Origin of the sequence: Shewanella submarina (assembly GCF_042646185.1) — a bacterium.
Classification (GTDB): Bacteria; Pseudomonadota; Gammaproteobacteria; order Enterobacterales; family Shewanellaceae; genus Shewanella; species Shewanella corallii.
Genome location: NZ_JBHRTD010000015.1, coordinates 1 through 26,267, shown reverse-complemented (window position 1 = coordinate 26,267; position 26,267 = coordinate 1). Strand labels below are relative to the sequence as shown.

At 49.9% G+C, this 26,267-nt stretch carries 27 protein-coding genes; 17 read left to right on the top strand and 10 right to left on the bottom strand.

The annotated features are described in order from the left end of the window. The first annotated feature begins 85 nt into the window (after window positions 1-85). The 5 genes from ACFOE0_RS11910 to ACFOE0_RS11890 all read left to right on the top strand — a co-directional run bounded on the left by ACFOE0_RS11910 (window position 86) and on the right by ACFOE0_RS11890 (window position 3,152). A complete protein-coding gene (locus ACFOE0_RS11910) occupies window positions 86-970 on the top strand; it encodes a virulence factor BrkB family protein (RefSeq protein ID WP_115136363.1) in 885 nt (294 codons plus the stop codon). After that, window positions 960-1,877 carry an alpha/beta fold hydrolase gene (locus ACFOE0_RS11905; RefSeq protein ID WP_248936999.1) on the top strand — a complete coding sequence of 306 codons (918 nt, stop codon included), beginning with the start codon at window positions 960-962 and terminating at the stop codon, window positions 1,875-1,877. The genes ACFOE0_RS11910 and ACFOE0_RS11905 overlap by 11 nt, the downstream gene beginning before the upstream one ends. A gap of 56 nt (window positions 1,878-1,933) precedes the next feature. Next, window positions 1,934-2,371 (top strand): D-aminoacyl-tRNA deacylase, encoded by a 438-nt coding sequence (gene dtd / locus ACFOE0_RS11900; RefSeq protein WP_248937000.1) that lies wholly within the window; start codon window positions 1,934-1,936, stop codon window positions 2,369-2,371. A 15-nt stretch (window positions 2,372-2,386) separates the two neighbouring features. Continuing rightward, entirely contained in the window at window positions 2,387-2,830 is a 444-nt protein-coding gene (locus ACFOE0_RS11895) for a YiiD C-terminal domain-containing protein (RefSeq protein ID WP_248937001.1), read from the top strand. 118 nt (window positions 2,831-2,948) lie between these two features. Beyond that, complete coding sequence (locus ACFOE0_RS11890; RefSeq protein WP_248937002.1) at window positions 2,949-3,152, top strand: hypothetical protein; 204 nt, start codon at window positions 2,949-2,951, stop codon at window positions 3,150-3,152. A gap of 136 nt (window positions 3,153-3,288) precedes the next feature. Here ACFOE0_RS11890 and ACFOE0_RS11885 read toward each other — a convergent pair whose 3' ends face one another. The 8 genes from ACFOE0_RS11885 to ACFOE0_RS11850 form a co-directional block, all read right to left on the bottom strand. Next, complete coding sequence (locus tag ACFOE0_RS11885; RefSeq protein ID WP_248937003.1) at window positions 3,289-3,603, bottom strand: rhodanese-like domain-containing protein; 315 nt, start codon at window positions 3,601-3,603, stop codon at window positions 3,289-3,291. A 136-nt stretch (window positions 3,604-3,739) separates the two neighbouring features. Continuing rightward, window positions 3,740-4,612, bottom strand: coding sequence for a DUF3014 domain-containing protein (locus ACFOE0_RS11880; protein ID WP_248937004.1), 873 nt, complete (start codon window positions 4,610-4,612; stop codon window positions 3,740-3,742). 114 nt (window positions 4,613-4,726) lie between these two features. Then, window positions 4,727-6,802 (bottom strand): ATP-dependent DNA helicase RecG, encoded by a 2,076-nt coding sequence (gene recG / locus ACFOE0_RS11875; protein WP_248937005.1) that lies wholly within the window; start codon window positions 6,800-6,802, stop codon window positions 4,727-4,729. A gap of 77 nt (window positions 6,803-6,879) precedes the next feature. Then, on the bottom strand, window positions 6,880-7,470 hold the full coding sequence (locus tag ACFOE0_RS11870) for a response regulator transcription factor (RefSeq protein ID WP_248937006.1): 591 nt from the start codon (window positions 7,468-7,470) through the stop codon (window positions 6,880-6,882). Continuing rightward, the gene (locus ACFOE0_RS11865; protein WP_248937007.1) at window positions 7,467-8,546 is read right to left on the bottom strand and encodes a sensor histidine kinase; all 1,080 of its coding nucleotides are present in this window, start codon (window positions 8,544-8,546) and stop codon (window positions 7,467-7,469) included. The genes ACFOE0_RS11870 and ACFOE0_RS11865 overlap by 4 nt, the downstream gene beginning before the upstream one ends. Before the next feature lie 78 nt (window positions 8,547-8,624). After that, window positions 8,625-9,290 (bottom strand): tetratricopeptide repeat protein, encoded by a 666-nt coding sequence (locus ACFOE0_RS11860; RefSeq protein WP_248937008.1) that lies wholly within the window; start codon window positions 9,288-9,290, stop codon window positions 8,625-8,627. 426 nt (window positions 9,291-9,716) lie between these two features. Beyond that, complete coding sequence (locus ACFOE0_RS11855; protein ID WP_248937040.1) at window positions 9,717-10,646, bottom strand: calcium/sodium antiporter; 930 nt, start codon at window positions 10,644-10,646, stop codon at window positions 9,717-9,719. Window positions 10,647-10,726: 80 nt separating this feature from the next. After that, window positions 10,727-13,294, bottom strand: a complete 2,568-nt coding sequence (locus tag ACFOE0_RS11850; protein WP_248937009.1) for a penicillin-binding protein 1A — start codon at window positions 13,292-13,294, stop codon at window positions 10,727-10,729. Between the two features lie 297 nt (window positions 13,295-13,591). On the opposite strand from ACFOE0_RS11850, the gene ACFOE0_RS11845 reads away from it, so the two are divergent. The 9 genes from ACFOE0_RS11845 to ACFOE0_RS11805 all read left to right on the top strand — a co-directional run bounded on the left by ACFOE0_RS11845 (window position 13,592) and on the right by ACFOE0_RS11805 (window position 22,641). Beyond that, window positions 13,592-14,671: a pilus assembly protein PilM gene (locus ACFOE0_RS11845; RefSeq protein ID WP_248937010.1), complete on the top strand. Its 1,080-nt coding sequence runs from the start codon at window positions 13,592-13,594 to the stop codon at window positions 14,669-14,671. Next, window positions 14,659-15,246, top strand: a complete 588-nt coding sequence (locus ACFOE0_RS11840) for a PilN domain-containing protein (protein WP_248937011.1) — start codon at window positions 14,659-14,661, stop codon at window positions 15,244-15,246. The genes ACFOE0_RS11845 and ACFOE0_RS11840 overlap by 13 nt, the downstream gene beginning before the upstream one ends. Next, window positions 15,243-15,863 (top strand): type IV pilus inner membrane component PilO, encoded by a 621-nt coding sequence (gene pilO / locus ACFOE0_RS11835; protein ID WP_248937012.1) that lies wholly within the window; start codon window positions 15,243-15,245, stop codon window positions 15,861-15,863. Before ACFOE0_RS11840 ends, pilO begins: the two co-directional genes overlap by 4 nt. Beyond that, the gene (locus ACFOE0_RS11830; protein WP_248937013.1) at window positions 15,863-16,378 is read left to right on the top strand and encodes a pilus assembly protein PilP; all 516 of its coding nucleotides are present in this window, start codon (window positions 15,863-15,865) and stop codon (window positions 16,376-16,378) included. Before pilO ends, ACFOE0_RS11830 begins: the two co-directional genes overlap by 1 nt. A gap of 22 nt (window positions 16,379-16,400) precedes the next feature. Beyond that, window positions 16,401-18,440: a type IV pilus secretin PilQ gene (locus ACFOE0_RS11825; RefSeq protein ID WP_248937014.1), complete on the top strand. Its 2,040-nt coding sequence runs from the start codon at window positions 16,401-16,403 to the stop codon at window positions 18,438-18,440. A gap of 240 nt (window positions 18,441-18,680) precedes the next feature. Beyond that, the gene (gene aroK, locus ACFOE0_RS11820) at window positions 18,681-19,196 is read left to right on the top strand and encodes a shikimate kinase AroK (protein WP_115136347.1); all 516 of its coding nucleotides are present in this window, start codon (window positions 18,681-18,683) and stop codon (window positions 19,194-19,196) included. Window positions 19,197-19,205: 9 nt separating this feature from the next. Then, window positions 19,206-20,285, top strand: coding sequence for a 3-dehydroquinate synthase (gene aroB, locus ACFOE0_RS11815; protein ID WP_248937015.1), 1,080 nt, complete (start codon window positions 19,206-19,208; stop codon window positions 20,283-20,285). Window positions 20,286-20,297: 12 nt separating this feature from the next. Continuing rightward, a complete protein-coding gene (locus ACFOE0_RS11810) occupies window positions 20,298-21,728 on the top strand; it encodes an AAA family ATPase (RefSeq protein WP_248937016.1) in 1,431 nt (476 codons plus the stop codon). A gap of 70 nt (window positions 21,729-21,798) precedes the next feature. Continuing rightward, window positions 21,799-22,641: a Dam family site-specific DNA-(adenine-N6)-methyltransferase gene (locus ACFOE0_RS11805; RefSeq protein ID WP_248937017.1), complete on the top strand. Its 843-nt coding sequence runs from the start codon at window positions 21,799-21,801 to the stop codon at window positions 22,639-22,641. A 21-nt stretch (window positions 22,642-22,662) separates the two neighbouring features. On the opposite strand, the gene ACFOE0_RS11800 is transcribed toward ACFOE0_RS11805, so the two are convergent. Together ACFOE0_RS11800 and ACFOE0_RS11795 are read right to left on the bottom strand one after the other, a co-directional pair. Beyond that, window positions 22,663-22,854, bottom strand: a complete 192-nt coding sequence (locus ACFOE0_RS11800) for a DUF2970 domain-containing protein (protein ID WP_248937018.1) — start codon at window positions 22,852-22,854, stop codon at window positions 22,663-22,665. After that, window positions 22,855-23,196: a hypothetical protein gene (locus tag ACFOE0_RS11795; protein ID WP_248937019.1), complete on the bottom strand. Its 342-nt coding sequence runs from the start codon at window positions 23,194-23,196 to the stop codon at window positions 22,855-22,857. A gap of 223 nt (window positions 23,197-23,419) precedes the next feature. On the opposite strand from ACFOE0_RS11795, the gene rpe reads away from it, so the two are divergent. Genes rpe through trpS form a run of 3 tightly spaced genes read left to right on the top strand, consistent with a single transcriptional unit; the run spans window position 23,420 to window position 25,796 of the window. After that, window positions 23,420-24,097: a ribulose-phosphate 3-epimerase gene (rpe, locus tag ACFOE0_RS11790; protein ID WP_248937020.1), complete on the top strand. Its 678-nt coding sequence runs from the start codon at window positions 23,420-23,422 to the stop codon at window positions 24,095-24,097. Then, the gene (locus tag ACFOE0_RS11785) at window positions 24,094-24,789 is read left to right on the top strand and encodes a phosphoglycolate phosphatase (protein WP_248937021.1); all 696 of its coding nucleotides are present in this window, start codon (window positions 24,094-24,096) and stop codon (window positions 24,787-24,789) included. Before rpe ends, ACFOE0_RS11785 begins: the two co-directional genes overlap by 4 nt. A 5-nt stretch (window positions 24,790-24,794) precedes the next feature. Beyond that, the gene (gene trpS, locus ACFOE0_RS11780; protein WP_248937022.1) at window positions 24,795-25,796 is read left to right on the top strand and encodes a tryptophan--tRNA ligase; all 1,002 of its coding nucleotides are present in this window, start codon (window positions 24,795-24,797) and stop codon (window positions 25,794-25,796) included. Window positions 25,797-26,267: the final 471 nt, after the last annotated feature.

The following is a 26,267-nucleotide window of genomic DNA, read 5'->3' as shown; positions in this document are numbered from 1 at the left end:
AGTGTCCTCACACTTGTAAACAAGCTGTTGTGGGTTGTATGGTACGAAGATATCCCCCCTGAAGCTAACGAATCAAGACAAAGTCGTGAAAAACAAGATAGATATCCATTACCTCAAAGGTGTGGCCATGACCTGCTGGCAGTTTATTCTGCATCTGAAAAAGCGTCTGGCCGAGGACCAAATTAATATCAGAGCGGGTCATCTGGCCTATGTCACTCTGTTGTCTCTGGTCCCTATGGTCGCCGTTACCATGTCCATGCTGTCTGCTTTTCCTGTATTCAAAGGGATACGCAGTGAAATTGAGGGCTTTGTCTACAATAACTTCCTGCCTGCGGCCGGCGACACGGTTCAGCAATATATCAACCAGTTTGTCGGCAACGCTTCAAAGGGCACCGCTGTGGGTATTGCGGCCTTGATGGTAGTCGCCATCATGTTGATATCGGCCATCGACCAGGCGTTGAACAAGATCTGGCGGGTCAGGGAGAAGCGCCGTATGGTGGTGTCTTTCTCCATGTACTGGATGGTGCTTACCCTGGGGCCTGTGTTGATGGGGGCCAGCCTGGTGGCGACTTCGTATGTGGTATCGCTGCAGATATTCCATGACGCCAATCTGTCAGGACTGGTGTCTTTGGTGGTGGAGCGTTTGCCTTTGTTGTTCTCCATTGCGGCGTTTATGTTGCTCTATACCGTAGTGCCCAATATTCAGGTCAGGTTCTGGCACGCCCTGCTGGGCGCTATTATTGCTGCTCTCTTGTTTGAATTGACCAAACGTGGCTTTGCCCTTTACCTGACTCAGTTCCCAAGTTATGAGGCCATCTATGGGGCTCTGGCAACTATCCCGATTTTGTTTGTGTGGGTGTATCTATCATGGATAGTGGTGTTGTTGGGAGCCGTTATCACAGCCGCAATACCCGAATTTGAACATCAATTGAGCCAGAGCAGGGAGCCGTCTCAGCAGGATGCAGAATAAGCCTTTCAGCAAGGAGTGGTTATCTGTCAGTGACGGCCACTCATTGCATTTGGCCAGGTATGGCCACCCAGAGGGCAAGCCGGTTTTATGTTTGCATGGCGGCCCAGGTACCGGTTGCCTGCCCGGAGATCTTGCCCTGTGGGGTGAACAAAAGTGGCAGGTGATTATGATGGACCAGCGTGGTGCAGGTTTGTCCAGGCCCTGGGCGTCCATCGACCATAATGACTTTTCCCATCTATTACAGGATATTGAAGCTGTCAGGCACCATTGTGGCTTTGACACTTGGCATCTGGCCGGTGGCTCATTTGGGGCGACGCTCGGACTCTTGTATGCCGCGCTTTACCCTGAGCGCGTGACAAAAGGCCTTTTCTGGGGGCTGTTTATCCCATCGGCCGCCGGAGTCAATTGGCTCTATGGTGAGTCAGGTGCGGCACTGTTATTTCCCGATGCTTACCACAGATTTTCCAACAGGTTGCAGCCGAGGTTAAGGGAGCTGCTTGTCAACTTTGCTGCAGAGTTACAAAGCGCCGATGAATCTATACGGGATGCGGCATTGCAACGCTGGGTTGGCTGGGAGTCTGAATTGGCGATGCCGGGTAGCCGGGTTCACTGGGAGTCTACCGGTAGAGCTCAGGCGATGGCGGCTATTCAGTTGCACTATGCCATGAATGATTATTTTGATGGTGCCGAGCGATGGCAGCAGATGTTGGCTGAACTCAGGGTGCCGTGTTGGATATTACAGGGCGAAAATGACTGGGTTTGCCCAACAACCATGTTGCGCCGGGCATTGGAGCCCGGGCCGGATTGTCTCAGTCTGGAAGTCGTACCGGCAGCACATCACTCTTTGGCTGACCCGCGCATGTTCAGGGCTGTGCACCGTGCAGTGGCGACCCTCTATCAAGAGTAGACTTGCAGCCTGACAGATCAGTATGATTTGCCTTTCTCTTTGTTCAGGAAGTTTGAGTGATAGCCTTAATTCAGCGGGTGTCCCGCGCCAGTGTAACCGTGGACAGTGAAATTACCGGAGCCATAGATAAGGGCTTGCTGGTTCTGCTTGGTGTGGAGCAGCAGGATGACCTTGAAAAAATGCAGAGGCTTGCTAACAAGGTGATGAAGTACAGGGTGTTCAGTGACGAAAACGGCAAGATGAACCTGAATGTCAGCCAGGCCGGTGGCAGCTTATTGGTGGTGTCTCAGTTTACGCTGGCAGCGGATACCAGCCGGGGGCTGCGCCCAAGTTTTTCCGGTGCCGGTACTCCGGATAAGGCCAAAGAGCTTTACCTGGCATTTGTTGAGTACTGCCGTGCTCAGGGCATGCGCACTGAAACCGGACGTTTTGCTGCTGATATGAAGGTCGAGCTGCTGAACGACGGTCCCGTGACGTTCAATCTTCAGGTCTGACAGTGGGTGACGAATATGGATGTTCAACCTTTGCTTCAGCGACTTCAGCAAACCTGGCACAACACCATTCCTGTCAGCCGATTTATGGAAATTGTTCCCCTGTCGGCTGATGATGGGGAGTTAAAGGTAGCTGCAGCCTTGCCGTCCAATCTTAATCTGCACCAGACCATGTTTGCAGGCAGTATCTATACTCTCTGCACTCTGACAGGATGGGGAGCTGTCTGGTTGGCGCAGGAGCTTGCCGGTGTTCAGGGAGATATTGTGCTTGGCTCAGCAGATATACGCTATCTGGCTCCTGTAACCAAAGAGCCTGTCGCCTGTGTAACCTATTCAGCTATTGAGCCTGACTGTCTTGCGCTTGGTACCAAACTCAAACAGACCCTGAGGGTAACACTGTGGAGCGATGGTCGTGAATGCGCGATATTTGAGGGTACCTTCTTCAGTATTCCCTGCGGCTAGCTTGTTGTTGCGCAGATGTTTCTGTTAACATTCTCGCGGATTGTTTGCTCTATAGCAGATATCTGAATTCCAAGACTATTCCAAAGCTTTCTTTAACCGTTTCTGTACTCTGTTGCAGATGGAACCTGGGCTCACTTCAGTGCTGCCTGTACTGGAGATGCCAATCGATGGAATAAGAGCTAACAATGGCGTGAGTATCGGCATTGGCAGGCGTAACGGCAGTGGATGCGGTTATGCCAAAGTGCTTTATGTGGGTGGTGAACTGGCCAGGGCAGGCATGAAACAGGCTGCTATTGAACTGGAAGCACTCATGGGGTGTTGATACTGGGTCAGCAGCCAAACCTGTTTCAGAGCCGTAAAAACCATCATCAACCCTGTTCATAGTTAGTGTTATATTAATTTTGAACTTTGGCTCTACACGCCGTCCGGAAAACCGGGCGGCGTTTTTTCTTGGGCTATCAGCCCAGAGTTTCCTTTAGCTGTGCCAGGGAGCCTCCATTGGCCAGCTGAGTAAAGCCCAGACCTTTAAGTTGGTTGATTCCCATTTGGGCGCGAATACCTTTGCCACAGTAGAGCACCAAAGGTGCGTCACAGTTCTGTTGGCTGGCCCAGTCTGCCAGCCTGTCCAGGGGGATATTGAGTGCCCCGGGGTAATGGTCTGAGGCGAATTCCGCTTCACCCCTGACATCCAGGATCTGACATTTCTGACTGACCCATTCTCTGCATTGAACCTTGGAGGCCAATTCGACTTCAACGGGTGGCATGGTTTGCATAGTACGCTCCTTCGTGTGGGAGATCCCTGTGTGGATCTGTAAATATCATTCATTAGATTATTCTAATGGGTTGTGGCGTGCAAGTCGGCAACGAAAAAGGGGAGCTTGCGCTCCCCTTTTCTCAAATTCCTGGCTGTTACTCAGCCAATTGCTGCTTCAGCTTTTTCAGCACAGCTTTAACCTTACGACTGTTATCGGGTCCCATGCGGATCATCAGTTTTTGGGCCGCAGGCAGAGCCTCCAGCTCAGGATCAACAAACTGATAGTTCACGCTGATGGTGCTCAGTTCAATCGGGTCTTCGATAACTGGTGCAGCCAGCATTTCGTCGATCGCCTCTTCCACTCTTTCGTTGAATGACAGGTCCTGATAACCCAGTTCCGCGAAGGCTTCATCCAGCAGTGGCAAGAGCTTCTCATAGGTTGTCGCCAGTTGCTCTTCATTCAGGCTGGACAGGAAATCTGCATAGACATCATACCTGTGGTAGCTATCCGGATTCAGATAGGTTTTGTCCGTGATATCAGTAACAGTGAATGTTTGCGTCGGCCCTTTCAATGGACTGACTTTACGGGCCAGCTCACCCTGAGCCAGGTTGTCCACAAATACTACAAACTGGCGCGCCATGTCCTGGGTGACCAGCAGTCGGCTGATATCCATGCCATCTGCAAGCTTCACGGTTTTTTCCTGAATATAAGTATCACTGTCATTCAGGGTTGGCAGCGGGTCGATCTCAGGCTCTGGAACCACAGTGGGTTGTGATGGCGTTTCAACAACCGGCTCTGGCTCAGGTTCAACGACAGGTTCGGTCACCGGCAACGGCTCTGCCGGAGATGGCTCAGGCAATATAACCTGCTCCGTCGGCAGTTCAGGTTCCGGAGTAGAGTCTTTGCTGAAATAGAAATAGGCGCCGCCTGAGGCGATTAGCACAAGAATAATAGCGGCGATAGCAATACCATTGGTGCCAGAAGACTTTTCCTGAGACACCAATCTGTCTTCTTCATTGACTTGCATGTTACTTCCTTAGCTGTCGTACCGGCAGGTCGCCAATACCTAAATTAAACTGACAACACGCAAACTGCGGTGTTTCATTGTGCCAAAAATAGCTGCCCTTGAATATGAGTCGGATCAGGCTTGTACAAACTGTTCTCTGTCCCCCAGCCAGCGGTAAATAATGGCGTCGACATTGTCGGGAGCCTGCTCCATCACATGCCGCGCCAGCTTCTGGACATGTGGAATCAGCGATTGATCCCGAACCAAATCGGCGATCTTCATATCGGCGATTCCTGTCTGCTTGGTTCCCAGTACTTCACCCGGACCGCGGATCTCCAAATCCTGCTGGGCAATCACAAAGCCATCATTACTCTGTCGCAAGACTCCCAGTCGTTTGGTGGCCGTTTGAGACAGAGGTGGTTTGTATAATAGTACACAGTGACTGGCTACCGCGCCTCGACCTACCCGCCCTCTGAGCTGATGCAGTTGCGCCAGACCCAGACGTTCCGGGTTTTCGATAATCATCAAACTGGCATTGGGAACATCAACCCCTACTTCAATGACAGTGGTAGCGACCAAAAGGTTCAATTTTCCAGATTTAAATTCATCCATGACAGACTGTTTTTCAGCGGCTTTCATACGGCCGTGGACGAGTCCAACCTTGAGTTCCGGCAGCGCCTGCTTCAGCTCTTCGGCGGTATCCTCGGCGGCCTGGCATTCCAGCACCTCGGACTCTTCAATCAGGGTGCATACCCAGTAGGCCTGACGGTTATCATTCAAAGCTGCCTGACGTACTCTTTCGATCACCTCCTGACGGCGAAGGTCTGAAATGGCCACTGTGGTAACAGGTGTACGGCCTGGAGGTAGCTCATCGATCACTGAGGTGTCGAGGTCAGCATAGGCTGTCATTGCCAGGGTTCTGGGGATGGGGGTTGCCGTCATGATCAGCTGATGAGGCTGGAACCCCTGACTGGCCCCTTTCTCCCTCAGGCCAAGGCGCTGATGAACACCGAACCTGTGCTGCTCATCGATAATGATCAGGGCCAGTTTATTGAAGCTAACCTGCTCCTGAAAAATTGCGTGTGTGCCGACTACCATGGCAGCTTCGCCGGAGGCGATCTCTTCCAGAGCCTGGGCACGTGCCTTGCCTTTCAATTTACCTGCAAGCCAACCTACCTTGATGCCCAGAGGTTCAAACCAGCTGTTGAAATTGGCGGCGTGCTGTTCTGCCAGCAATTCAGTGGGTGCCATCATGGCGACCTGATAGCCACTTTCTATCGCCTGCAGGGCAGCCATGGCTGCGACCAGTGTTTTACCTGAACCCACATCTCCCTGCACCAGACGCATCATGGGGTGAGGTTTCTCTATGTCAGCAGTAATATCTTTCACCACCCTTTGCTGGGCATTGGTCGGCTTAAACGGCAGCTCTGCCAGGAAGGGGTTTAGCAGTTGTCCGGTCGCACGCAGCGGCACAGCTTTGTCCTGGTTGCTGCGCTGTCTGAGTTTAAGCATGGACAGGTTGTGAGCCAGCAACTCCTCTTGCACCAGGCGTTGTTGAGCCGGGTGTTGTCCCTGCTCAAGGTCAAACTGGGAAATGCTGACTGGAGGCCTGTGAAGCAGACGGACGGCATCGGCCAGGGAAATACCACCGGGTTGCAGTGCGGGTGGCAATAGTTCCTGAAGGTTATCCACGGTCAGCATTGCCAGCGCCTGATCTGTCAGTTTTATCCAGCCAGCCTGCTTAATGCCTTCTGTAGTGGGGTAAACCGGGGTCAGGGTGTCGTTCAGTACAGGTGCGTCGCCCGCCTGAATCAATTTGTATTCGGGGTGGATAATCTCAAGTTGGTGTTTACCGGCCCGGATTTCACCATAGGCTCTTATGGTCATGCCGTTTTGCATGCCATTGCGTTGCGCCATAGAGAAATTGAAAAACCTGAGTGTCATTGGGCCCGAGCTATCACGCACATTACAGGTGAGCATGCGCTTGCGGCCATTGATAATTTGAGTGGACAGAATTTCTGCTTCGACCGTGGCATAGGTGCCCGGCATCAGCTCTGCGATGGGGTAAATTCGAGTGCGGTCTTCGTAGCGCATCGGCAGGTGAAACAGCACATCCTGAACAGAGGTGATACCGAGTTTGGCCAATCGCTCGGCCATTTTGGCAGCGACACCTTTGAGTTCTGTGATAGGGATAAGATCCAGCCGCTGCAAGGCGTTAGCACTCAATTACTGTGAATTTATACATATACTATCAGAGACGCGCGCCAAGGCAATGGTGCATTCCTGGCTTATAACCAACCTTTGTGACGGGCTATGCGGGCAGCGTCGACACGGTTGACCGCATTAAGCTTGCTGATAGCTTCAGACAGATAGTTACGGGCGGTGCCTTCAGCAATAAACAGAGTCGCGGCAATCTCCGCAGTGGTTTTGCCTTCCCCGGCAAGCCTGAGCGCCCTGCGCTCCTTATCGGATAGCGGATCCTGCTCTCCCACAGCCAGCAATGCCAACTCAGGGTCGATCACTTTACGTCCTGCCATCACCTGATTGATCGCTTTGACCAGCTCATCAGAAGGAGCGTCTTTTAACAGAAAGCCCGACACACCGGCTTCCAAAGCGCGCTTAATATAGCCAGCGCGGCCAAAGGTCGTCAGGACAACAATCTTGATGTCGCCGCCTTTCAGCTGTTCCGCGAGCTCTATCCCTGTCAGACCAGGCATCTCGATATCTGTCAGCAGCAGTTGATAGTCGTTGGCTTCGAGCATAGCTTTGGCCTGGCTGCCATCTTCGGCCTGATCAATCTCAAACTCCCCTGACAACGACAGCAGGGCGCACAGAGCCCCCCTGACCATAGCTTGATCTTCTGCCAACAATATCTTCATCCTGGCTCTCCCGGTATCTGCACCATAAACTGACATCCCTGTTGAACTTGATAGTTTAGCTTGCCACCAAGTGAGCTGAGGCGCTCACGAATACCTGCCAGACCGTTGCCTTCCTCTATCTGCTCACAGTGCCCATTGTCTGACACCTGGATCAGCCAATTGGTGCCATCAAATGAGAACTCGAAAGTACAACTGCTGGCCTGACTGTGGCGCAAAATATTATTGGTCAGCTCGGTCAGTACCATAATCAGCTCTTTTTCGGCCTGGGGGGCCAATTGAGGCAGGTCTCCCTCAATGATGACCTGTAATCCTTTGTCTCTCAGCGTTTGGGCCAAATCCGTCAGGTGGTGGGTCAGTCCCTTGTGCTTGTAATCAGCCACAGTGTGGCGGATTTGCGTCAGGCTTTCTCTGGATATCTGTTGCAGCTCGACCAGCTGTTGGCGGCAGTCATCCTGTTTGCCGGCATCAAGCAGGCGTTGGGCGAGTTCCGCTTTCAACGCGATGGAAGACAGGTTGTGACCCATAAGATCGTGAAGATCCCGGGCGATCCGTTCCCGTTCCACCATAGTCGCCAACATGGATATCTCCTGTTCGCTCTGCCTAAGGGCAAAGCGGGCTCGCTGACGTTTCTGCTCAGCCATACCAAACAGGCTGATAGCAGTCACCAGACCAACTCCCCATGTCATAAAATAAAATACCGGATAGCCGCTAAGTTGCGCCAGCGCTGCCATTAACACGCAGATGCCGAGGACAGAGAAAAACCAGATGGTGCGTGTGTAGAAAAAGCCGATAAAGAAACCGGCGAATACATACATGGACAGTGAGCCCGAGTTCAGCGGCATCATCAGGCTGGCAATTGTTATGATACCGACAATGGGCTTCCAGGCCTGATGTTGAACCGTGCGATAGGCGTGAAAATAGCACCAGAGAAAAGGCGGTACTGCCATTAGCACAATGGCAATCTGCCACCAGGGATAATCATTGGTGAACAAGGGAATAAAGTAGAACACCAGATTAACCAGGTAGACCCAGCCAAGACGGTATTCGAGTTTTAGCAGGGGATCTGAATTTGTCATTTTCAATTCCGGTTGCCAGGTTTCGGGGATTTCTTACGTGATAATGGGGACTTACGCCCCCGTTTAGTATCAATACTACTATCTTGCAGCCTGACTAAGCAGAAATTTTGCCCAGCCATAGTCAGGGTTGGTTTCCAACGCCTGCTGCCAATCATTGAGTGCTCCCTGTTGATCGCCCAGCTGCTGCTTGGCCAGACCACGCCAGGTATAGGCCTCTGCATGTCCCCAGCAGATGTCGATGCAGGGCTGTTGATAAGACGCGATTGCCTGATTGCTGAACTCAATGGCATTACCAGGGCCGCCACCAAAAATAGCCGGGGTGTTATAGGCGCTGATGGCTCTGACCAGCAATACTCTTGGGTTGCCTGGTTCGATGTCTGAGGCATCATCCAAAGTGGCGCCGGCTTTAGGGCCAAGGGTCATGCCTTTGAGTGGATTCATGCCGATTTGCATGCCGTATACCGCCGCTAACAGAGCTTTGGACTCAGCATCATCAGCAGGTTTCAGTATCTCTACAGCTTGCTCCAATGCGGCGTTGGCTTTGTCTGAATCCGCTTTCAGGTTGGCGCTGATGGCCAGTCGATAATCAGCGTAGGCTTTGGTGTAGCCCGAAGCTTGCTGGCTCAATTGCTCCAGCGCCGATACATCCATCTGGTTGGCTGCTGCATCAACAGACTCAATAGTGGTTGCGAAGCCCAGTGGGCTGAACAGGCTGATTGCTGTGATAAATGTCAGTGATTTCATGGAACTCTCCTTGCCGGTTGATTTGACAGGGACAGTATCTGAATTACCTGAAAGAAAGAGCAGGGACAAAGGTCATGAATAGCAGATGACAAATGTCACCTGTGCCGCAGGTATAGAAATGCAAACGGGCGCAGCTGCGCCCGTTTGATATTAAGGAAGGTGCGAATAAGTCCCGTGCGTGCTCTGCGAGTGCTGACAGCCTCTAGATGCGCGGCGCAGTTTGAAGTTAATGGCCCTAGTCCTTATCGAGAGCTGCAACAAAGCAGATAGGGCTGTCAGCCTCGCCCTCCGGGGCTTTCGAGCAATCACGATTTCTTTGGCATTCAGCTTTGAAAGGCAACCAGCATTCCTTTATCTGATTACCTCGAACTCGTTTCTGCTCATAAGCCAGAGTGCCGCGAGGACTTGTTCGCACCTTCCTTAAGCTTAAGCTGCGTTGATAACAAGGTAGCTGATATAGGCGAGGTAGGCCGCCAGCAAAACACCACCCTCACGGCGACCGATGCGCAGGCCTGTCCAGGCAAATGGCAGGAGTACTACAGCCAGAGCCAACATGACCGCAAAGTCGAAGTTTTGTAGCCCGGCTGAAGATACGGGTTGGATCAGGCTGGTAATCCCCAAAATGGCGAGAATGTTGAACAGGTTAGAGCCAACTACGTTGCCGATAGCGATATCACTTTCACCTTTAAGTGCAGCAACCACAGAGGTGACCAGCTCAGGCATACTGGTGCCGATAGCCACAATTGTCAGACCGATAACCACTTCACTGACGCCGAAGGCTTTTGCCAAATCGACCGCACCGTCAACAAACAGAATACCACCGCCAACCAACATGCAGATGCCCACCACAATGAGCACAGTAGAAAGCAGAGGGTTTTGAGGTGTGGTATCTACGTCGATCTCTTCATTGCTGTTTTTGGAACTGATATAGCTGAATACCAGATAGCTGATAAGAGCAATCACCAAAATCAGACCATCAACAAAGCCCAGTTCACCGTCAAACAGCATAAACCAGAACAGCACGCTGGCTGCGATCATCAGAGGGATGTCGCGCTTGACCATTTGTGACTGAACCTTGATTGGGCGGATAAGCGCAGTCAGCGCCAGGATAAGGCCAATGTTGGCAATGTTGGAGCCAATGACATTGCCAAGGGCAATGCCGGAATTGCCTGCCAGTGCAGACTTAAGGCTTACCGCCAGCTCAGGGGCGCTGGTACCGAAAGCGACTATGGTAAGGCCGATAACCAGAGGGGCGATGCCCAGGCGCAGGGCTACTGCGCTGGCTCCGCGAACCAGAGCTTCGGCACCGAACGTCAGGATCAGAAATCCGCCGACTATCGCAAGTATTGTCATCATCATGATTGGAGTTCACTCAATTGGATTGGGTATAAGACAGCAGCCCCGACACTTGGTCGGGGCTGCTGTTTGGAGATCTGTTATTGAAACAGGTCGTCTGATACCGGGGTATCGTCAAACAGCTCATTATTGGGCTGCGCCTCAGTGGCGTACTCTTTGGGCTGAGTACCATCAACGAAGTACTCAAATCTGGTGGTGTAATCTGTCTTATGGGTCAGTTTGCCTGTATCCCTGTCGATTCTCACCGAGATGATGCCCTCTGGTGGCATTCCGGGTTTTTCCGGGGTACCGGCCAATGCATCACGCATAAACTCATTCCAGCCTGGGCCCGCAGTTTTAGCGCCCGATTCTGCACCTGAGATTTGGTCTTTTGGACCATTCTCACGCCAGGTGGTACGGCCAAGTTCGCGGCCATGGTCGTCGAAGCCTACCCAAACAGTGGTGACCAGATCCGGTGAGAAGCCACTGAACCAGGTATCGCGGGATTCGTTGGTAGTACCTGTCTTACCCGCGATATCATGGCGTTTAACCACTCGCGCGGCGCGCCAGGCTGTACCATTCCAACCTGTGCCTTTGCTCCAGTTACCACCACCCCAGATAACACTCTTGAGAGTATCGGTTATCAGGAAGGCATCCTGCTCTGAAACGACTTGCCTGGCGTGGCGATTCTCTGGCACTTCACAGGGTGACAGAGGCGTAGAGTCCTGCTCAAGCTGCTGAAGTTCCGTCTCGTGAGTCGCTGCAATCACAGTCTCTCCAGCGTCTTTGGCTGCATCCGCCAAAATAGACGTTTCATCGGTTTTCTCTACCGGTTTGCATGCCAGTGTCGGATTGGCTTTCTCAATCACATCGCCCTCTGCATTCTGGATCCGCTCAATATAGTAAGGTTCAACCAGGTAGCCACCATTGGCGAATACACCGAAAGCAGCAACTACCTGCATCGGTGTAACAGAAGCTGAACCCAGGGCGATGGATTCGTTGCGGGGCAAATCAGCCGGGTCAAACCCAAAGTCAACCAGCTTACGGATAGTGTTATCCAGCCCCACATGACGCATGGCGCGAACTGACATTACGTTGATGGATTGCGCCAATCCCATACGCAGACGAGTTGGGCCACCGTAGACGTTTGGTGAGTTCTTTGGTCTCCAGGCGATCCCCTGACTGATATCCGGCTCGTTGATTGGCGCGTTGTTGATCAGGGTCGCCAATGTGTAGTCTTTCTCCAGCGCAGCGGCATAGATAAAAGGCTTAATATTGGAGCCCAGCTGACGTTTGGCCTGAGTGACACGGTTGTACTGACTTTGGGTGAAACTGAAGCCACCCACCAGGGTGCGGATAGCACCATCGTCCGGGTTCAGAGATACCACGGCACTGGATACCTCGGGAACCTGAGCAAGCTGCCACTCTTTGCCATTATTGCGAACCCAGACCCGCTCACCCACTTTCAGGATTTGCGCTGCGGTTTTAGGCAAAGGCCCCTGTTTTTTGTCATTGATATAGCTGCGGGCCCACTTGAGTCCATCCCAATTCAGGGTGTGAAGCTCGCCATTTGCCATCAGTACCTGAGCCGTTTGCTCTTCAAGGTTAACGACCGCTGCAGGTTCAAGCTCATTGATAGAAGCAACTTTGCCAAGTTCAGCCTGAATCTGTTCATCAGCGGGTTTGCTATCTGTCCATAGCACTGCAGCCGGGCCACGGTAGCCATGGCGTTCATCATAGGCGTAAACATTGTTTCTCAATGCTTTTTGTGCCATTTGCTGCAGCTTTGAATCTATAGTGGTGTAGACATCGTAACCGCCGGTATAGGCTTCCTCTTCACCATACTTCTGCACCATATAGTCACGCACCATCTCAGAGATATAAGGTGCATAAAGGTCGATTTCGGCGCCATGGTAACGGGCGGTAACAGGAGCATTTACTGCTTCCTGATATTCAGCTTGGGTGATAAAGCCCACTTCCTGCATACGTCCCAATACCACATTACGGCGGTTTTCCCCACGCGTTGGAGAGGAGATAGGGTTCATAGATGAGGGCGCTTTTGGCAAACCGGCAAGCATAGCCTGCTGTGCCAGCGTCAGCTCTTTCAGGGTCTTGCCGTAATACACCTGAGCGGCGGCGCCAAAGCCATACGCCCGCTGACCGAGATAGATGCGGTTGATGTACAGCTCAAGAATTTCATCCTTGGACAGCAACTGCTCTATATGGATAGCAATAAAGATCTCTTTGATCTTACGGATATAGGTTTTGTCACGGGTAAGGAAGAAGTTTCTGGCAACCTGCATGGTAATGGTACTTGCCCCCTGACGTTTCTGGCCTGTTGTCGCCAAAACAAAGGCGGCCCGCATAATGCCTATGGGGTCGATACCATGGTGTTCGTAGAATCTGGCGTCTTCTGTGGCAAGAATTGCCTGAATAAGCGGCTTGGGTACCTCATCAAGAGATACCGGGATACGGCGCTTTTCACCAAATTGGGAAATTAACAGACCGTCCTGACTGAAAACACGCAGAGGTGTTTGCAGTTTTACTGTCTTCAGTGTAGCGACATCTGGCAAATCCGGTTTTACATACAGATATGCAGCCAAAATTGCCCCGATACCTAATATGGCCAGGCTAAAAAAAGCAATTAAGGCACGTTTTATCCACTTCACTGAATTATCCCGTTGCGAATTTTAAAGCCAGTAATTATATCGACCACCTGTGTATGGGTGAAGCAAAATAGCCCAAGTTGCAGCTTATTAACGATTTATCTATATAAAGTAGAGGCTTACTGGCAAAATTAAGGTAAATAAGAAGGTGATGATTGTTTTTGCCCGTGTAGGAATAATTTTGCAGCCTTCATCGTTAAGTAAAGCTGGTAACATTTGGGACAAATGGTTATAACCTATGATAAATGTGCTACGCTAGCAAAGCTGGGTAACTAAAAATAACAGATATGGCAAAGGACTATGTTCGCTAAGCTATGGAAGCGTCAGGCTCCGCAAATGGTCGGAATTGATATCGGTTCGCACGATGTTAAGGCTATGTTGCTCGGGCAGACAGCAGATGGATATAAAATTGAGGGGTTTGCCAGCGTCCCGGTAAAAAAGGGCGCAGTCAATGATCACGATATCAGGGACTCTGATGCTGTGGTTGAAAGCTTGCGTCAAATTTCCAAGCAGTTACCCCGAGGCGTCAAGTTCGCTTCTGTTGCGGTTTCCGGCAGTGCCGTTATCACTAAAGTGATCTATATGGATGCTTCTTTAAGTGAAGCTGAGATGGAAGCTCAAATTGAGATTGAAGCAGACAATCTTATTCCTTATTCCCTCGACGAAGTCAGCATCGATTTCGAAACCCAGCGAGTAAACAGTACCGACCCCTCCAAAGTTGATGTTTTGCTCAGTGCCTGCCGCACAGAAATTATTGATGCCAGAGTCGATGCTTTGGATGCGATTACCCTCGAAGCCAAAGTGGTCGATGTTGAGGGTTATGCGCTGGGACGATCTGCCCAGTTAATATATGGACAGCTGCCGGAAGGTGCTGAGAATAAGGTTATTGCTCTGGTTGATATCGGTGCCAACATCACCACATTTGCTGTGGTGGATAATGGTGAAACCGTATTCGTAAGGGAGCAGGCTTTTGGTGGTGAGCAGTTTACCCAATCGATACTTTCTTTCTATGGCATGTCTTATGAACAGGCTGAAAAGGCCAAAGTATCAGGCGACTTGCCCCGCAATTATATGTTTGAGGTGCTGGCTCCATTCCAGACTCAGCTGGTTCAGCAAATCAAACGAACTCTGCAGATTTATTGCACTTCAAGTGATCAGGATAAGGTTGACTATATCGTCCTTTGTGGTGGAACTTCGCTGCTTGAAGGGATGGCCAACTTGCTGACCAATGAGCTGGGAACCCTCACCATGGTTGCCAATCCATTCCAGGGTTGTTTGCACGCTGATGAAGTAGTTATGAACAATCTGTCACAGGATATCAGTAAATATATGGTGGCCTGTGGCCTGGCGCTGAGGAGTTACGGTCAATGGCGAACATAAACCTGCTTCCCTGGCGTGAAGAAGCCAGGGAGAAACAACAGCGCGAATATATTGGCATTCTTGTGCTGGTGTTTTTGGTGAGCAGTTTACTGGTTTATTTATCTTTGACGGTTATTGACCTGATGACAGATGAGCAGCGGGGCCGTAACCAATATCTGAAAAGTGAGATCAGCTTGCTGGAAAAGCAGATCGCTGAGATCCGTGAAATACGCGAACGCAAAAAAGATATCGAACGTCGTACTGAGATTATTCTGGATCTGCAGCAAGCCAGAAACCTGCCTACCCATGTGCTGGATGAAGTGGTTCGTATCGTGCCGCCAGGAATCTATTTAAACAGTATTGAGAAAAAGGGCAGCATGCTGTGGATTGACGGTCGTAGTGAGTCCAATAATAACGTGGCCAACATGATGCGTAAGGTGGAAACCTCCCCCTGGCTGCGCGAACCCAATATGCAGTCTATTGTCTCTCAGGCAGAAGCAATGAGACAGCTGCAACGGTTTAATCTCAATATATCTGTGATTAATGAGCAACAGCTAAAAGAGCTTGCTGGATCAAACGAGGGAACCAGCAAATGAAGATAGATCTCAGCGATTTTAATGATATCGACTTTGAAAACATAGGTGGTTGGCCTACTCAGGTTAAATCTGTGTTTGCGGCATTTCTGGCGCTCTGTGTGCTACTGGGCGGTTACTACTTTTTTATGTCTGACGCGTTGGACAGATTGTCCCGTGAAGAGAAAACCGAACAACAGCTCAGAACCGACTTTAAAACCAAATATCAGCTCGCAGCTAATTTGAAACTGTACCGTGAACAGTTGGCTGAAATGGAAGTGCAGTTTGCTGAACTGCTGAAAATGCTGCCTTCTCAGAATGAAATGCCGGGCCTGTTGGATGATCTGACCTTTGTTGCGACCGATGCCGGTTTGAAAATGAACAGCCTGAATTGGGAAACTGAGATCGATCGGGAGTTTTATCAGGAGTTTCCAATCAATATGTCGGTTGTTGGCGATTATCACCAGTTGGGCAATATGGTGGCTGGCGTCGCAAGATTGCCGCGCATCGTCAGCTTGCATGATTTCACCATTACCAAACTGGGTGATGGTTTGCTGAAGATGGACATTCAGGCGAGAACTTACAGATTTAAAGAAGGGGCAGAATTGCCTCCTAAGAAGAAAAAGAAGGGAGGTAAGTAATGCGTTATCTTGCCTCGGCTTTTTTGGTTTTAATGGTCAGTGGCTGTAGTGGTGACCGCAGTGATTTGGAGCTGTTTGTGACTACGACCAAGGCTCAGCATGTGGCTTATATTCCGCCTTTAAAGGAAACGCCCAAGTTTGAGCATTTCAGCTATCAGAGTGAATTGTTGCGCAGCCCTTTTGTTCCGCCATCCCGAGAGCTGACAGAAGAGGTTATCGACACCAGTAAAGACTGTCTGCAGCCAGATCTGCAGCGTCGTAAGAGTCGACTGGAAACCTATGCGCTGGATAACCTGAGAATGCGTGGAACATTGACCGAAGGCGACGTAGTTTGGGCCTTGGTACAAAGCAGTGATGGTAATGTTTACCGTCTTGGCCGTGGGGATTTCCTGGGCTTGTATCATGGACAGATTGCGTCAGTGACAGAAAGAAATATTGCAATAACTGAATTGGTCCCGGATGGTTCCGGTTGCTGGACAGAGAGAGCCAGCAATATGGAACTGAGCGGCGAATAATCCTGGGAAGGACGAGGGTATCATGGAATTTTCTACCTTGAACAAATTGGTTCAAAGCGTGACTGGCAAGTGCCTGATGGGCTGCTTGCTGGTGATTGGAGGACTTCCCGGAGCTATGGCCGCCAATCAATTGGTGGACGTTAAGTATAACTCTGTGGTTGACCATCAGGTTGAGTTTGAATTTGTGTTCAGCGAGGAGATTGAGAAGCCGGAAGTTTTGCTGGATTCCAATCAACTTCTGCTCCAGTTTTCTGATGCCACTACGGCGCTGCAAAAGCGCGACATCCCGATTGAGAAGTATGACGTTACCAACTTGGTGACTGACCAACTGGGTGAAGATCTGCAGGTCACAGTGAACCTGGAGAAGATTAAGCCATATCAGGCGAGTGTCGATGGCAAAGTCTACCGCCTGACGATTAACGATGCCGTTTCAGCAGGCAATGACAAAGATACCTCCTTTATCAATGGTGTAGATAACATTGATTTTCGCCGTAATACCGAAGGCGGCGGCAAGTTAATGGTGAAAATGGACAACGCCTCAGTCGCTGTGGATGTTGAGCAGATCGGTGCCAAGCTGGAGCTTAAGTTCTTTAACACCTCCATTCCAAATGATCTGCTGTACGTGATGGATGTGCAGGATTTCGCGACTCCGGTAACCAGTTTTGAAACCTTCCGAGATGATCTGACTACCCGTATTCTGGTTGATGTTTCCGGTGCCTATGAGTACCAGCACCAACAGCAGGGCAGTGTGTTTGTTCTGGATATCGACAAGGTTAAGCAGTCCAAGGTGGCTGCCAAGGAAGAGAAAAAGTATGACGGTAAAGCACTGTCGTTAAACTTCCAGAGCATCCCTGTCCGCACCGTTTTGCAGATTATCGCTGACTATAACAACTTCAACTTGGTGACCAGTGACACGGTTGAAGGAGATATCACCCTGAGACTGGATGATGTGCCCTGGGACCAGGCGCTGGACTTGATCCTGCAAACCAAAGGTCTGGATAAGCGTATTGAAGGCAATATCCTGATGGTGGCACCTGCGGAGGAGATCGCCATTCGTGAAAGCCAGCAATTGAAGAACAAGCAGGAAGTGAAGGAGTTGGCTCCTCTCTATTCCGAATTCCTGCAGATTAATTATGCCAAGGCCAATGATATTGCCGAACTGCTGAAAGGTGCTGACTCCAGTCTGCTTTCCTCAAGAGGTTCAGTAGCCGTGGACGAGCGTACCAATACCCTGTTGGTTAAGGATACTGCTGATAGTCTGCAAAGTATCAGCCGCCTGGTAGAAGTATTGGATGTACCGATTCGTCAGGTGTTAATTGAATCGCGCATGGTGACGGTGAAAGACGACGTATCTGAAGATATTGGTATCCGCTGGGGCATTACGGATCAGCAGGGTAACAAGGGCACGTCCGGCTCCCTGGAAGGTGCAGGCGATATTGCCAGTGGCGTTATCCCATCCATTGATGACAGGCTGAACGTTAACCTGCCTGCCGCGGTGAGCAACCCAAGCAGTATCGCTTTCCACGTGGCCAAGTTGTCTGATGGTACTGTATTGGATTTGGAGCTGAGTGCTCTTGAGCAGGAAAACAAGGGTGAGATTATTGCCAGCCCGCGTATCACCACGTCCAACCAGAAATCAGCCTATATTGAACAGGGTGTTGAGATCCCTTATGTGCAGTCCACATCCAGTGGTGCGACGTCTGTAACCTTTAAAAAGGCGGTATTGTCGTTGCGGGTGACTCCACAGATTACTCCGGATAACCGGGTGATTCTGGATCTGGAAATCACTCAGGATTCGCAGGGTACTACGGTAGATACACCAACCGGACCAGCAGTGGCAATTGATACTCAGCGTATTGGCACCCAGGTGTTGGTGGATAATGGGGAGACCATTGTGTTGGGCGGCATCTACCAACAAAGTCTGATTAGCCGTGTGAGCAAGGTGCCCCTGCTGGGTGACATTCCGTATCTTGGGCTAATGTTCAGAAATTCCACGGATCAGAACGAAAGGCAGGAATTGCTTATTTTCGTAACGCCAAAAATTGTTACTGAAGCTATCTAAACCTGTCCCGGAACGAGAGAAACCCGGCTATCATGCCGGGTTTCTACTGCACGGTGAACAGCTGAAAACTGTCAGCTAACTCACCAATCCAAGGATAAATCCTGAGCTTTGCTTGCCTTTTCCAGCGCTAAGCTGAGATAATCCACGGTCAAGTCTCTTTAGAGCAAGGTAACAAATCATTGGCTGGTTCGCTCCCTGAGCTGGCATAGGCACATTTTCATAGATTCAGACGTATAAGAAATGGCTGAAAAACGTAATATCTTTTTGGTTGGCCCTATGGGCGCTGGTAAAAGTACCATTGGCCGTCATCTGGCACAGATGCTCCATCTACAGTTCCACGACTCAGATCAGGAAATTGAACACCGTACCGGTGCTGATATCGGCTGGGTATTCGATGTCGAGGGCGAAGAAGGATTTCGTCGTCGTGAAGCTCAGGTCATCGCTGACCTGACTGAAATGCAGGGCATTGTACTGGCGACCGGTGGCGGTTCCGTGCAGAGTAAAGATATCCGCAATTTCCTCTCTGCCAGAGGCATTGTTGTTTATCTTGAAACCACTATCGACAAACAAGTTGCACGCACTCAGCGTGACAAGCGTCGTCCACTGCTGCAGGTGGATGATCCTCGTGAAGTACTTGAAAATCTGGCTGAAGCTCGCAATCCTCTATATGAGGAAATTGCAGACCTGATCGTTAAGACTGACGATCAGAGTGCAAAAGTTGTCGCAAATCAGATTATCGAGCAACTCGGCTTCTAAGGCAGGAAAATGCAGCAAATTCAGGTTGATTTAGGTGAACGCAGTTATCCCATTTTTATCGGCCAGAATTTGATGACAGTGAGCGGGACCTGGTCCCGCCTCCTGCATAATAAAGATGTTCTCATTGTGACCAATGAAACGGTCGCTCCCCTCTATCTAGATTCCCTTCTGTCCTGTATCAGTGATATTGCCCGTACTCAGGTTGTTCAATTACCTGATGGCGAGCAGTTCAAAACACTCGAATGGCTGGACAAAATTTATACTGTTGCTCTTGAGCATAACCTGGCTCGTGATTGCGTACTCATCGCCCTTGGCGGTGGCGTTATCGGTGATATGACCGGCTTTGCTGCTGCTTGTTACCAGCGTGGTGTTGACTTTATACAGGTACCTACGACATTGCTTTCTCAGGTGGACTCCTCAGTCGGTGGTAAAACCGCGGTGAATCATCCTCTTGGTAAGAATATGATCGGCGCTTTCTATCAGCCTAAACAAGTGGTGATAGATACAGATTGCCTGAACACTTTACCCCCCCGGGAATTTGCTGCCGGCATGGCTGAAGTGATTAAGTACGGCATTATCTGGGACGCTGAGTTATTTGATTATCTTGAGCAACATGTTGAAGCGCTAAAGGCGCTGGAAGCCCAGGCTTTGGTTTATACCATTAAGCGCTGTTGCGAGATTAAAGCTGAAGTGGTGGCTGAGGATGAAACTGAGCGTGGTGTCAGAGCACTGTTGAATCTCGGTCACACCTTTGGTCATGCTATTGAAGCTGAAATGGGTTATGGCGAATGGCTGCACGGCGAAGCGGTTGCTGCTGGAATGGTTCTTGCAGCAGAAACTGCTGTGGCCATGGATATGCTGGAAGAGTCAAAACTCTGTCGTATTAAAGCCTTAATCGCAGCATTTGACTTGCCTGTCAAAGCTCCGGCTTCCATGGACTTTAACAGTTTTATCAAACATATGCGGCGTGACAAAAAAGTACTGGCCGGGCAATTACGTCTGGTGTTGCCAACTGATATTGGCAGCTCAGAGGTCGTCAAACACAATGACGATGCCCTGCTGGAAGAGGTGATACGCCGCCACGGATAGGGAAGGTTCTCTTTGTCGGCTGCGTTTGCTTTGCTTCCATCTCAGGAAGCCCTGTTACAACGTCTTCATTTGAATGCCAGTTATACCAGGCAACTTCAGGTAGTTGTTGGTACTGCAGGGGCTGGGAAAACTACACTCATTACTGCGTTGGCTGATGAGCTTGAGGGCTATAACTCAGCCTTGGTAACCTGTCCGGCACACGCTGATTGTGCAGAAATACGCCGTAAAATCCTTATTCAGCTAACATCATCACCGATCTTTGATGATGAGCACCCTCTGGCTGAGACCCTGTTTCGGCTGAAGAAAGATCTGAATCAACCTCTCCATATTATTATTGACGATGCTCATCTACTGCCTTTGACACTATGGGCTGAGTGCCTGGTGTTGAGTCAGTTGGAATGTGGCGGTAAACCCATATCTTTGACTTTTACTGCTACTCCAGAGTTTCTAAGGGAGCTGGCCAGTCAGATGAGCGCAGAGCAGCAAGGTATGATGCTCAATGTTCAGATAGGCTCATTACCTATTACCGAGCGGGAAGTCCTGTTTCAATTGCTGCTCAGCCGAAGCGGAGAATATGCTTTTTTGCCGGTGTCTATCATTGCTGAGAAATTGGCCCGGCAATCCGGTAGTCCCGAAGAGGTTGTTGCCTTGTTGGAGCGGGCACTCAGCCCTGCAGAAGAGCAATCTGGCGTTCGATATTGGCTCTGGATATTAATTTTTATGTTGATGGCGTCAGCCGCAGGCGTGATTTGGTGGATGGCCAGGCCCCCGCTAGAGGTGGAGGAGCCTATGGAGACCCAATATTTTACGCTGAGCAATAATAGTCTTGATGCTCTTGCTGGCAGGCATTCAGATGTTTGGTCCCGGCTGGTTTCACAAAAGCAGTCTCCGGGAGAGCTTTTGTCTCAGGAAGAATCCGGGCCAACAACAGGGTCAGGCAATCAGGATGCGAAGCTTCCCACTGAGTCTGCTGATTTAATGGCTGATACCGGCAATACGTTCAAGCAGCAAGGTGGAGCTAAGCAGCAGGCACAGACTGCGCAGGAGGTCTCCCCATCTGAGGCTAAAGAGATAACAAGCCAAAGGGAGCTGGCGTCGTCGAAAACTGACCCTGAGGTTACCGCCGCTGTATCCCCTGTTTCGGATACTTCTGATGAGGCCGATGGAGCAGCTGGTAATAAGATGCCAGAGGCAGGTTTTGGTGTGCAGCTGGTCAGCGTAAAGCAGGCTGACTCATTACAGGATGTCATGGAAAACTTATCTAATGAGACAGAACTGATTGTGCTGAAAGATGGGGATTGGTTTTTGGTGGTCATTGGCGAGTTTGAGACCAGAAGTGAAGCAGATGCAAAGGCTAAGGCGTTAATGACTCAATACGGTTTGGCAGCTCCCTGGGTGCGAAAATGGTCAGGTATGAAGGGGTACAGTGTCTATCAGCCCTGAGTCCGTGAATTTTGATGGCAAACAGAGTACAATCTTCAACTCTTTTTGTTTTGGGCGTTGATCAGATTAAATGAGCATAAAAAACAGGGCCTTCCTTAAGTGGGCTGGCGGTAAATTTAAATTGGTTGATGCCCTGAACCGTCACCTGCCGCAAGGCAAACGTCTGATCGAACCTTTTGTTGGCGCAGGATCTGTATTCCTGAACACCAATTACGACAGCTATTTGCTGTGTGATATCAACCGCGATCTGATTGAGCTGTACAATATAGTGAAGCATCGCCCTGAAGAGTACATCAAGGCTGCTAAGGCCATGTTTGTCGACAAGATGAACGATAAAGAGGCCTACTATGATGTACGTAAGAAGTTTAACGCCTCCAGAGATCCATTTAAGCGCTCGGTGTATTTCCTGTACCTGAATCGCCATGGTTTTAATGGCCTTTGTCGTTATAACCGTAAAGGTGAATTCAACGTACCCTTTGGATCATACAAGAAGCCTTATTTCCCGGAGAAAGAGATTCTGGCTTTCGCCGAAAAAGCGCAAAAAGCGGAGTTTCTTTGCATCAGTTACGAGCAGGCTTTTGAGATGGCGTCCAGTGGCGATGTCATCTATTGCGATCCGCCATATGCGCCCTTATCTACTACTGCGAGCTTTACAACTTATGTCGGTGCCGGTTTTTCTCTTGACGACCAGGCATTGCTGGCCCGTTATTCCCGTCATATAGCACTGGAAAAAGGGATCCCGGTACTTATCAGTAATCATGATATCCCCCTGACCCGGGAGCTTTATCATGGTGCCCGCTTCGAAACCATCAAGGTACAGCGGAATATCAGCCAGAAAGGTAGTGGACGGGTTAAAGTTGATGAGCTGATGGCTCTGTACGATGAGACTTACCACACCGAGGCTTTGAGCTGAGACGTCTGAAATGCCTGGGCGTTAGGATGACTGTGGCAGTACTTGTTGCACTATCAGAACCAGCAAAAGCACTAATCCAGCGGCAAGAATAATCCCCATAAAAATATAGGGAAGCGGGGAGGTATCCTGAAAGTCCCGTTGGCGGTTTGCCTCTTTTTGAACTCCAAAAAAGGCTGCCAGGGTGCTTGAGAAAATCTGCCAGAACCTTTGCACTTACTCGTCCATCAGACCACGCTGTGGTGGCGCAGGTTTGTTGTGCTTTTTGTACAGAAGTTCAAACAGGTCAACAAAGTGGAACTGGCTGGTACCATTTTTCCCGGTAAGCCAACCAAACCAGCTGACATCCTGACGCTCGGTTGCACAACGATTTTTTGGGTGACTTGCTGGAAGATTGTTGCTGTAGCTGGCTTTGCTGTCGCAAACACAAGCCTGAAGTTCCTCGGATGAAACCGATGAGTCAGAAACACTTACGGCAAGAAACAGCAAAGCCGGGGTGGCTGTTGCCAGCACAGATTTAAGCAAACGCTTACGCCCTGTATTCTCTAGTTCCGCCATTTTGACCTTCCTGATCGAATCACTTCTACATCATGATGAAGCACAGTTAATATTTGAGTATATCAGCGGCTGCCTGTTTTTTAAACATCGTGATATTGAGTCTTGTTCAGCCTTCGGAAACAGCGTGTTAGTGCTATGAATTTCCCTTGGGGGGTGGAGATGTCGGTGGTTCGGGTAGTAAAATGGCCGAATAATAACCCACCTATAAGTTTGTGAGATCTTAATGCGCCCTTACCTGATTGCTCCCTCTATTTTGTCTGCTGATTTCGCCCGTTTGGGAGATGATGTTCAAGCCGTGCTGGATGCCGGTGCTGATGTTGTCCACTTTGATGTAATGGATAACCACTATGTGCCTAATCTGACTATTGGCCCAATGGTATGTAAGGCGCTCAGGGATTACGGTATTACTGCGGATATTGATGTTCATCTGATGGTAAAGCCGGTGGACCGAATTATTCCGGACTTTGCAAAAGCCGGTGCTTCTATTATTACCTTCCATCCGGAAGCATCAGAGCATCTTGATCGTACACTTCAGCTTATCAAAAGCCATGGTTGTAAAGCTGGCCTGGTATTTAACCCGGCAACACCATTGCATTATCTGGATTATGTGATGGATAAGCTGGACGTGATCTTGTTGATGTCTGTAAACCCTGGCTTTGGTGGTCAATCATTTATCCCTTCTACGCTGGATAAGCTGCGTGAAGTACGAGCCCGCATTGATGCCAGCGGATTCGACATCCGTCTGGAAGTGGACGGTGGCGTCAAGACTGACAACATTGGCGAAATCGCAGCTGCGGGTGCAGATATGTTTGTGGCAGGTAGTGCTATCTTCAACCAGCCTGACTATAAAGCTGTTATTGATGATATGCGGGCTGAGCTTGCCAAAGTAGACGCAAAATGAACCCCTCTGATATCAAAGCGATAGCTTTCGACCTTGATGGCACTCTGATCGACAGTGTGCCGGATCTGGCTGCGGCAACCCAGGCAACGCTGAAGGAACTGACCCTTCCTTTATGCAGTGAACAGCAAGTGAGAAGCTGGGTTGGCAATGGTGCACGCATCTTGATGAAACGTGCGCTGAGTTGGTCTATGGACACTGATGTGTCCGATGAATACCTGGATAATGCGATGCCCGGGTTTATGCAGCATTATCAAGACCACCTTGAAAAGCACAGTCGATTATATCCAGATGTGGTAGCGGTTTTGGATGTGTTGAAAGCGCAAGGGTATCCAATAGCTTTGGTCACCAATAAACCCTACCGCTTTACTGTTCCTTTGCTGCAGGCTTTTGGATTGGATAGCTATTTCAGTCTGGTTTTGGGAGGGGACTCGTTGGCGGAAATGAAGCCCAGTCCCCTGCCGCTCCAGAAAGTGATAAGTGAATTTGGCATTACTGCTAACCAACTTCTGATGGTTGGTGATTCCCGAAATGATATTTTGGCGGCTAAAGCAGCTGGTGCTGCCTCTATTGGCTTGACCTATGGCTATAACTACGGTGAAGATATTGGGCTCTGCGGCCCTGATGCCGTATGTAACGATTTTTCTGAAATTTTGGCGATACTAGAATCTCGCCAGGCAGTATTGGAGCATTAACAGCGATGACTAAACCCATAGTACTTAGCGGCGCCCAGCCGTCCGGTGAATTGACCATTGGTAACTACCTGGGTGCACTGCGTCAGTGGGTTGCCATGCAGGACAGCCATGACTGCCTCTATTGTGTTGTAGATTTGCACGCAATTACTGTCAGGCAGGATCCTGTCAAACTTCGTGAAGCCTGTCTGGATACTCTGGCTCTTTACCTGGCTTGTGGTGTTGACCCACAAAAAAGCACTGTATTCATTCAGTCCCATGTACCTCAGCACACTCAGCTGGGCTGGGCATTGAACTGCTATGCGCAAATGGGCGAGTTGAATCGTATGACTCAATTCAAAGATAAGTCTCAGAAGCATGCCAACAACATTAACGTAGGCCTGTTTGGTTATCCTGTGTTGATGGCCGCGGATATCCTGCTGTATCAGGCAAACGAAATTCCGGTTGGTCAGGATCAGAAGCAACACCTGGAACTGACCCGGGACATCGCGACCCGCTTCAATAACATCTATGGTGACACTTTCACTATCCCTGAGCCTTTTATTCCAAAAGAGGGTGCGCGGGTAATGTCACTGCAGGATCCAACCAAGAAGATGTCCAAGTCCGATGACAACCGCAACAATGTAGTTGGTCTGTTGGAAGATCCAAAAGCAGTACTGAAGAAGTTTAAGAAGGCTATGACTGATGGTGATAACCCTCCGGTTATCCGCTACGACATCGAAAACAAGCCTGGTATCGCTAATCTGATGAGCATTCTGTCTGGTGTTACCGGTCGTACTATTGCTGATATTGAAGCTGAATATGCAGATCAGGCTATGTACGGTCCACTTAAGGTTGCAACTGGCGAAGCTGTAGTTGCTATGCTGGAACCATTGCAGGAGCGTTACCGCCAGTATCGTGCTGATCAGGCATTCCTTAATCAGGTAATGCGTGATGGTGCGGAGAAGGCTCAGGCTCGTGCTGAGAAAACAGTTAAAGATGTATATGAGAAGATTGGTCTGATCATCTAGTCATAATTAGAATGAAAAAATACCAGCCCAGGCTGGTATTTTTTTGCCTGAATTTTATCCCAACTCTCAAGTGATTAAATGATGTCTGTCAGCAAACGTCGTTTTCATTTGGCAGATATTCCCCATAGTAAGCTTTACCTGTTCGAAAACTACGCTATCTTTATTCGTCCGGCCTGTTGAAACCGAATTTGATGTGACGGCTTGGCTGGGTTGTCGATGGGACAGCGGCAGCCAAAAACACCAATTGTGGATAATTTGGTGGAAAACAGGTGGGCATGATGTGCCCAGTTAGGGGGTAAGTAAGTATTTGCTAAAAAGTGTATTTTTCTGCGAAAAAGCGCTTGCGCAAACGAATTTGCTCCCTATAATGCGCCCTCACTGACACGGCACACAGCGACAAACGGGGCTGATTGCAGGTCAGGTCGGCAAGGGCCGAAGAGATGGAAAAGCAGTGTTGAAAACGGCCTCTGG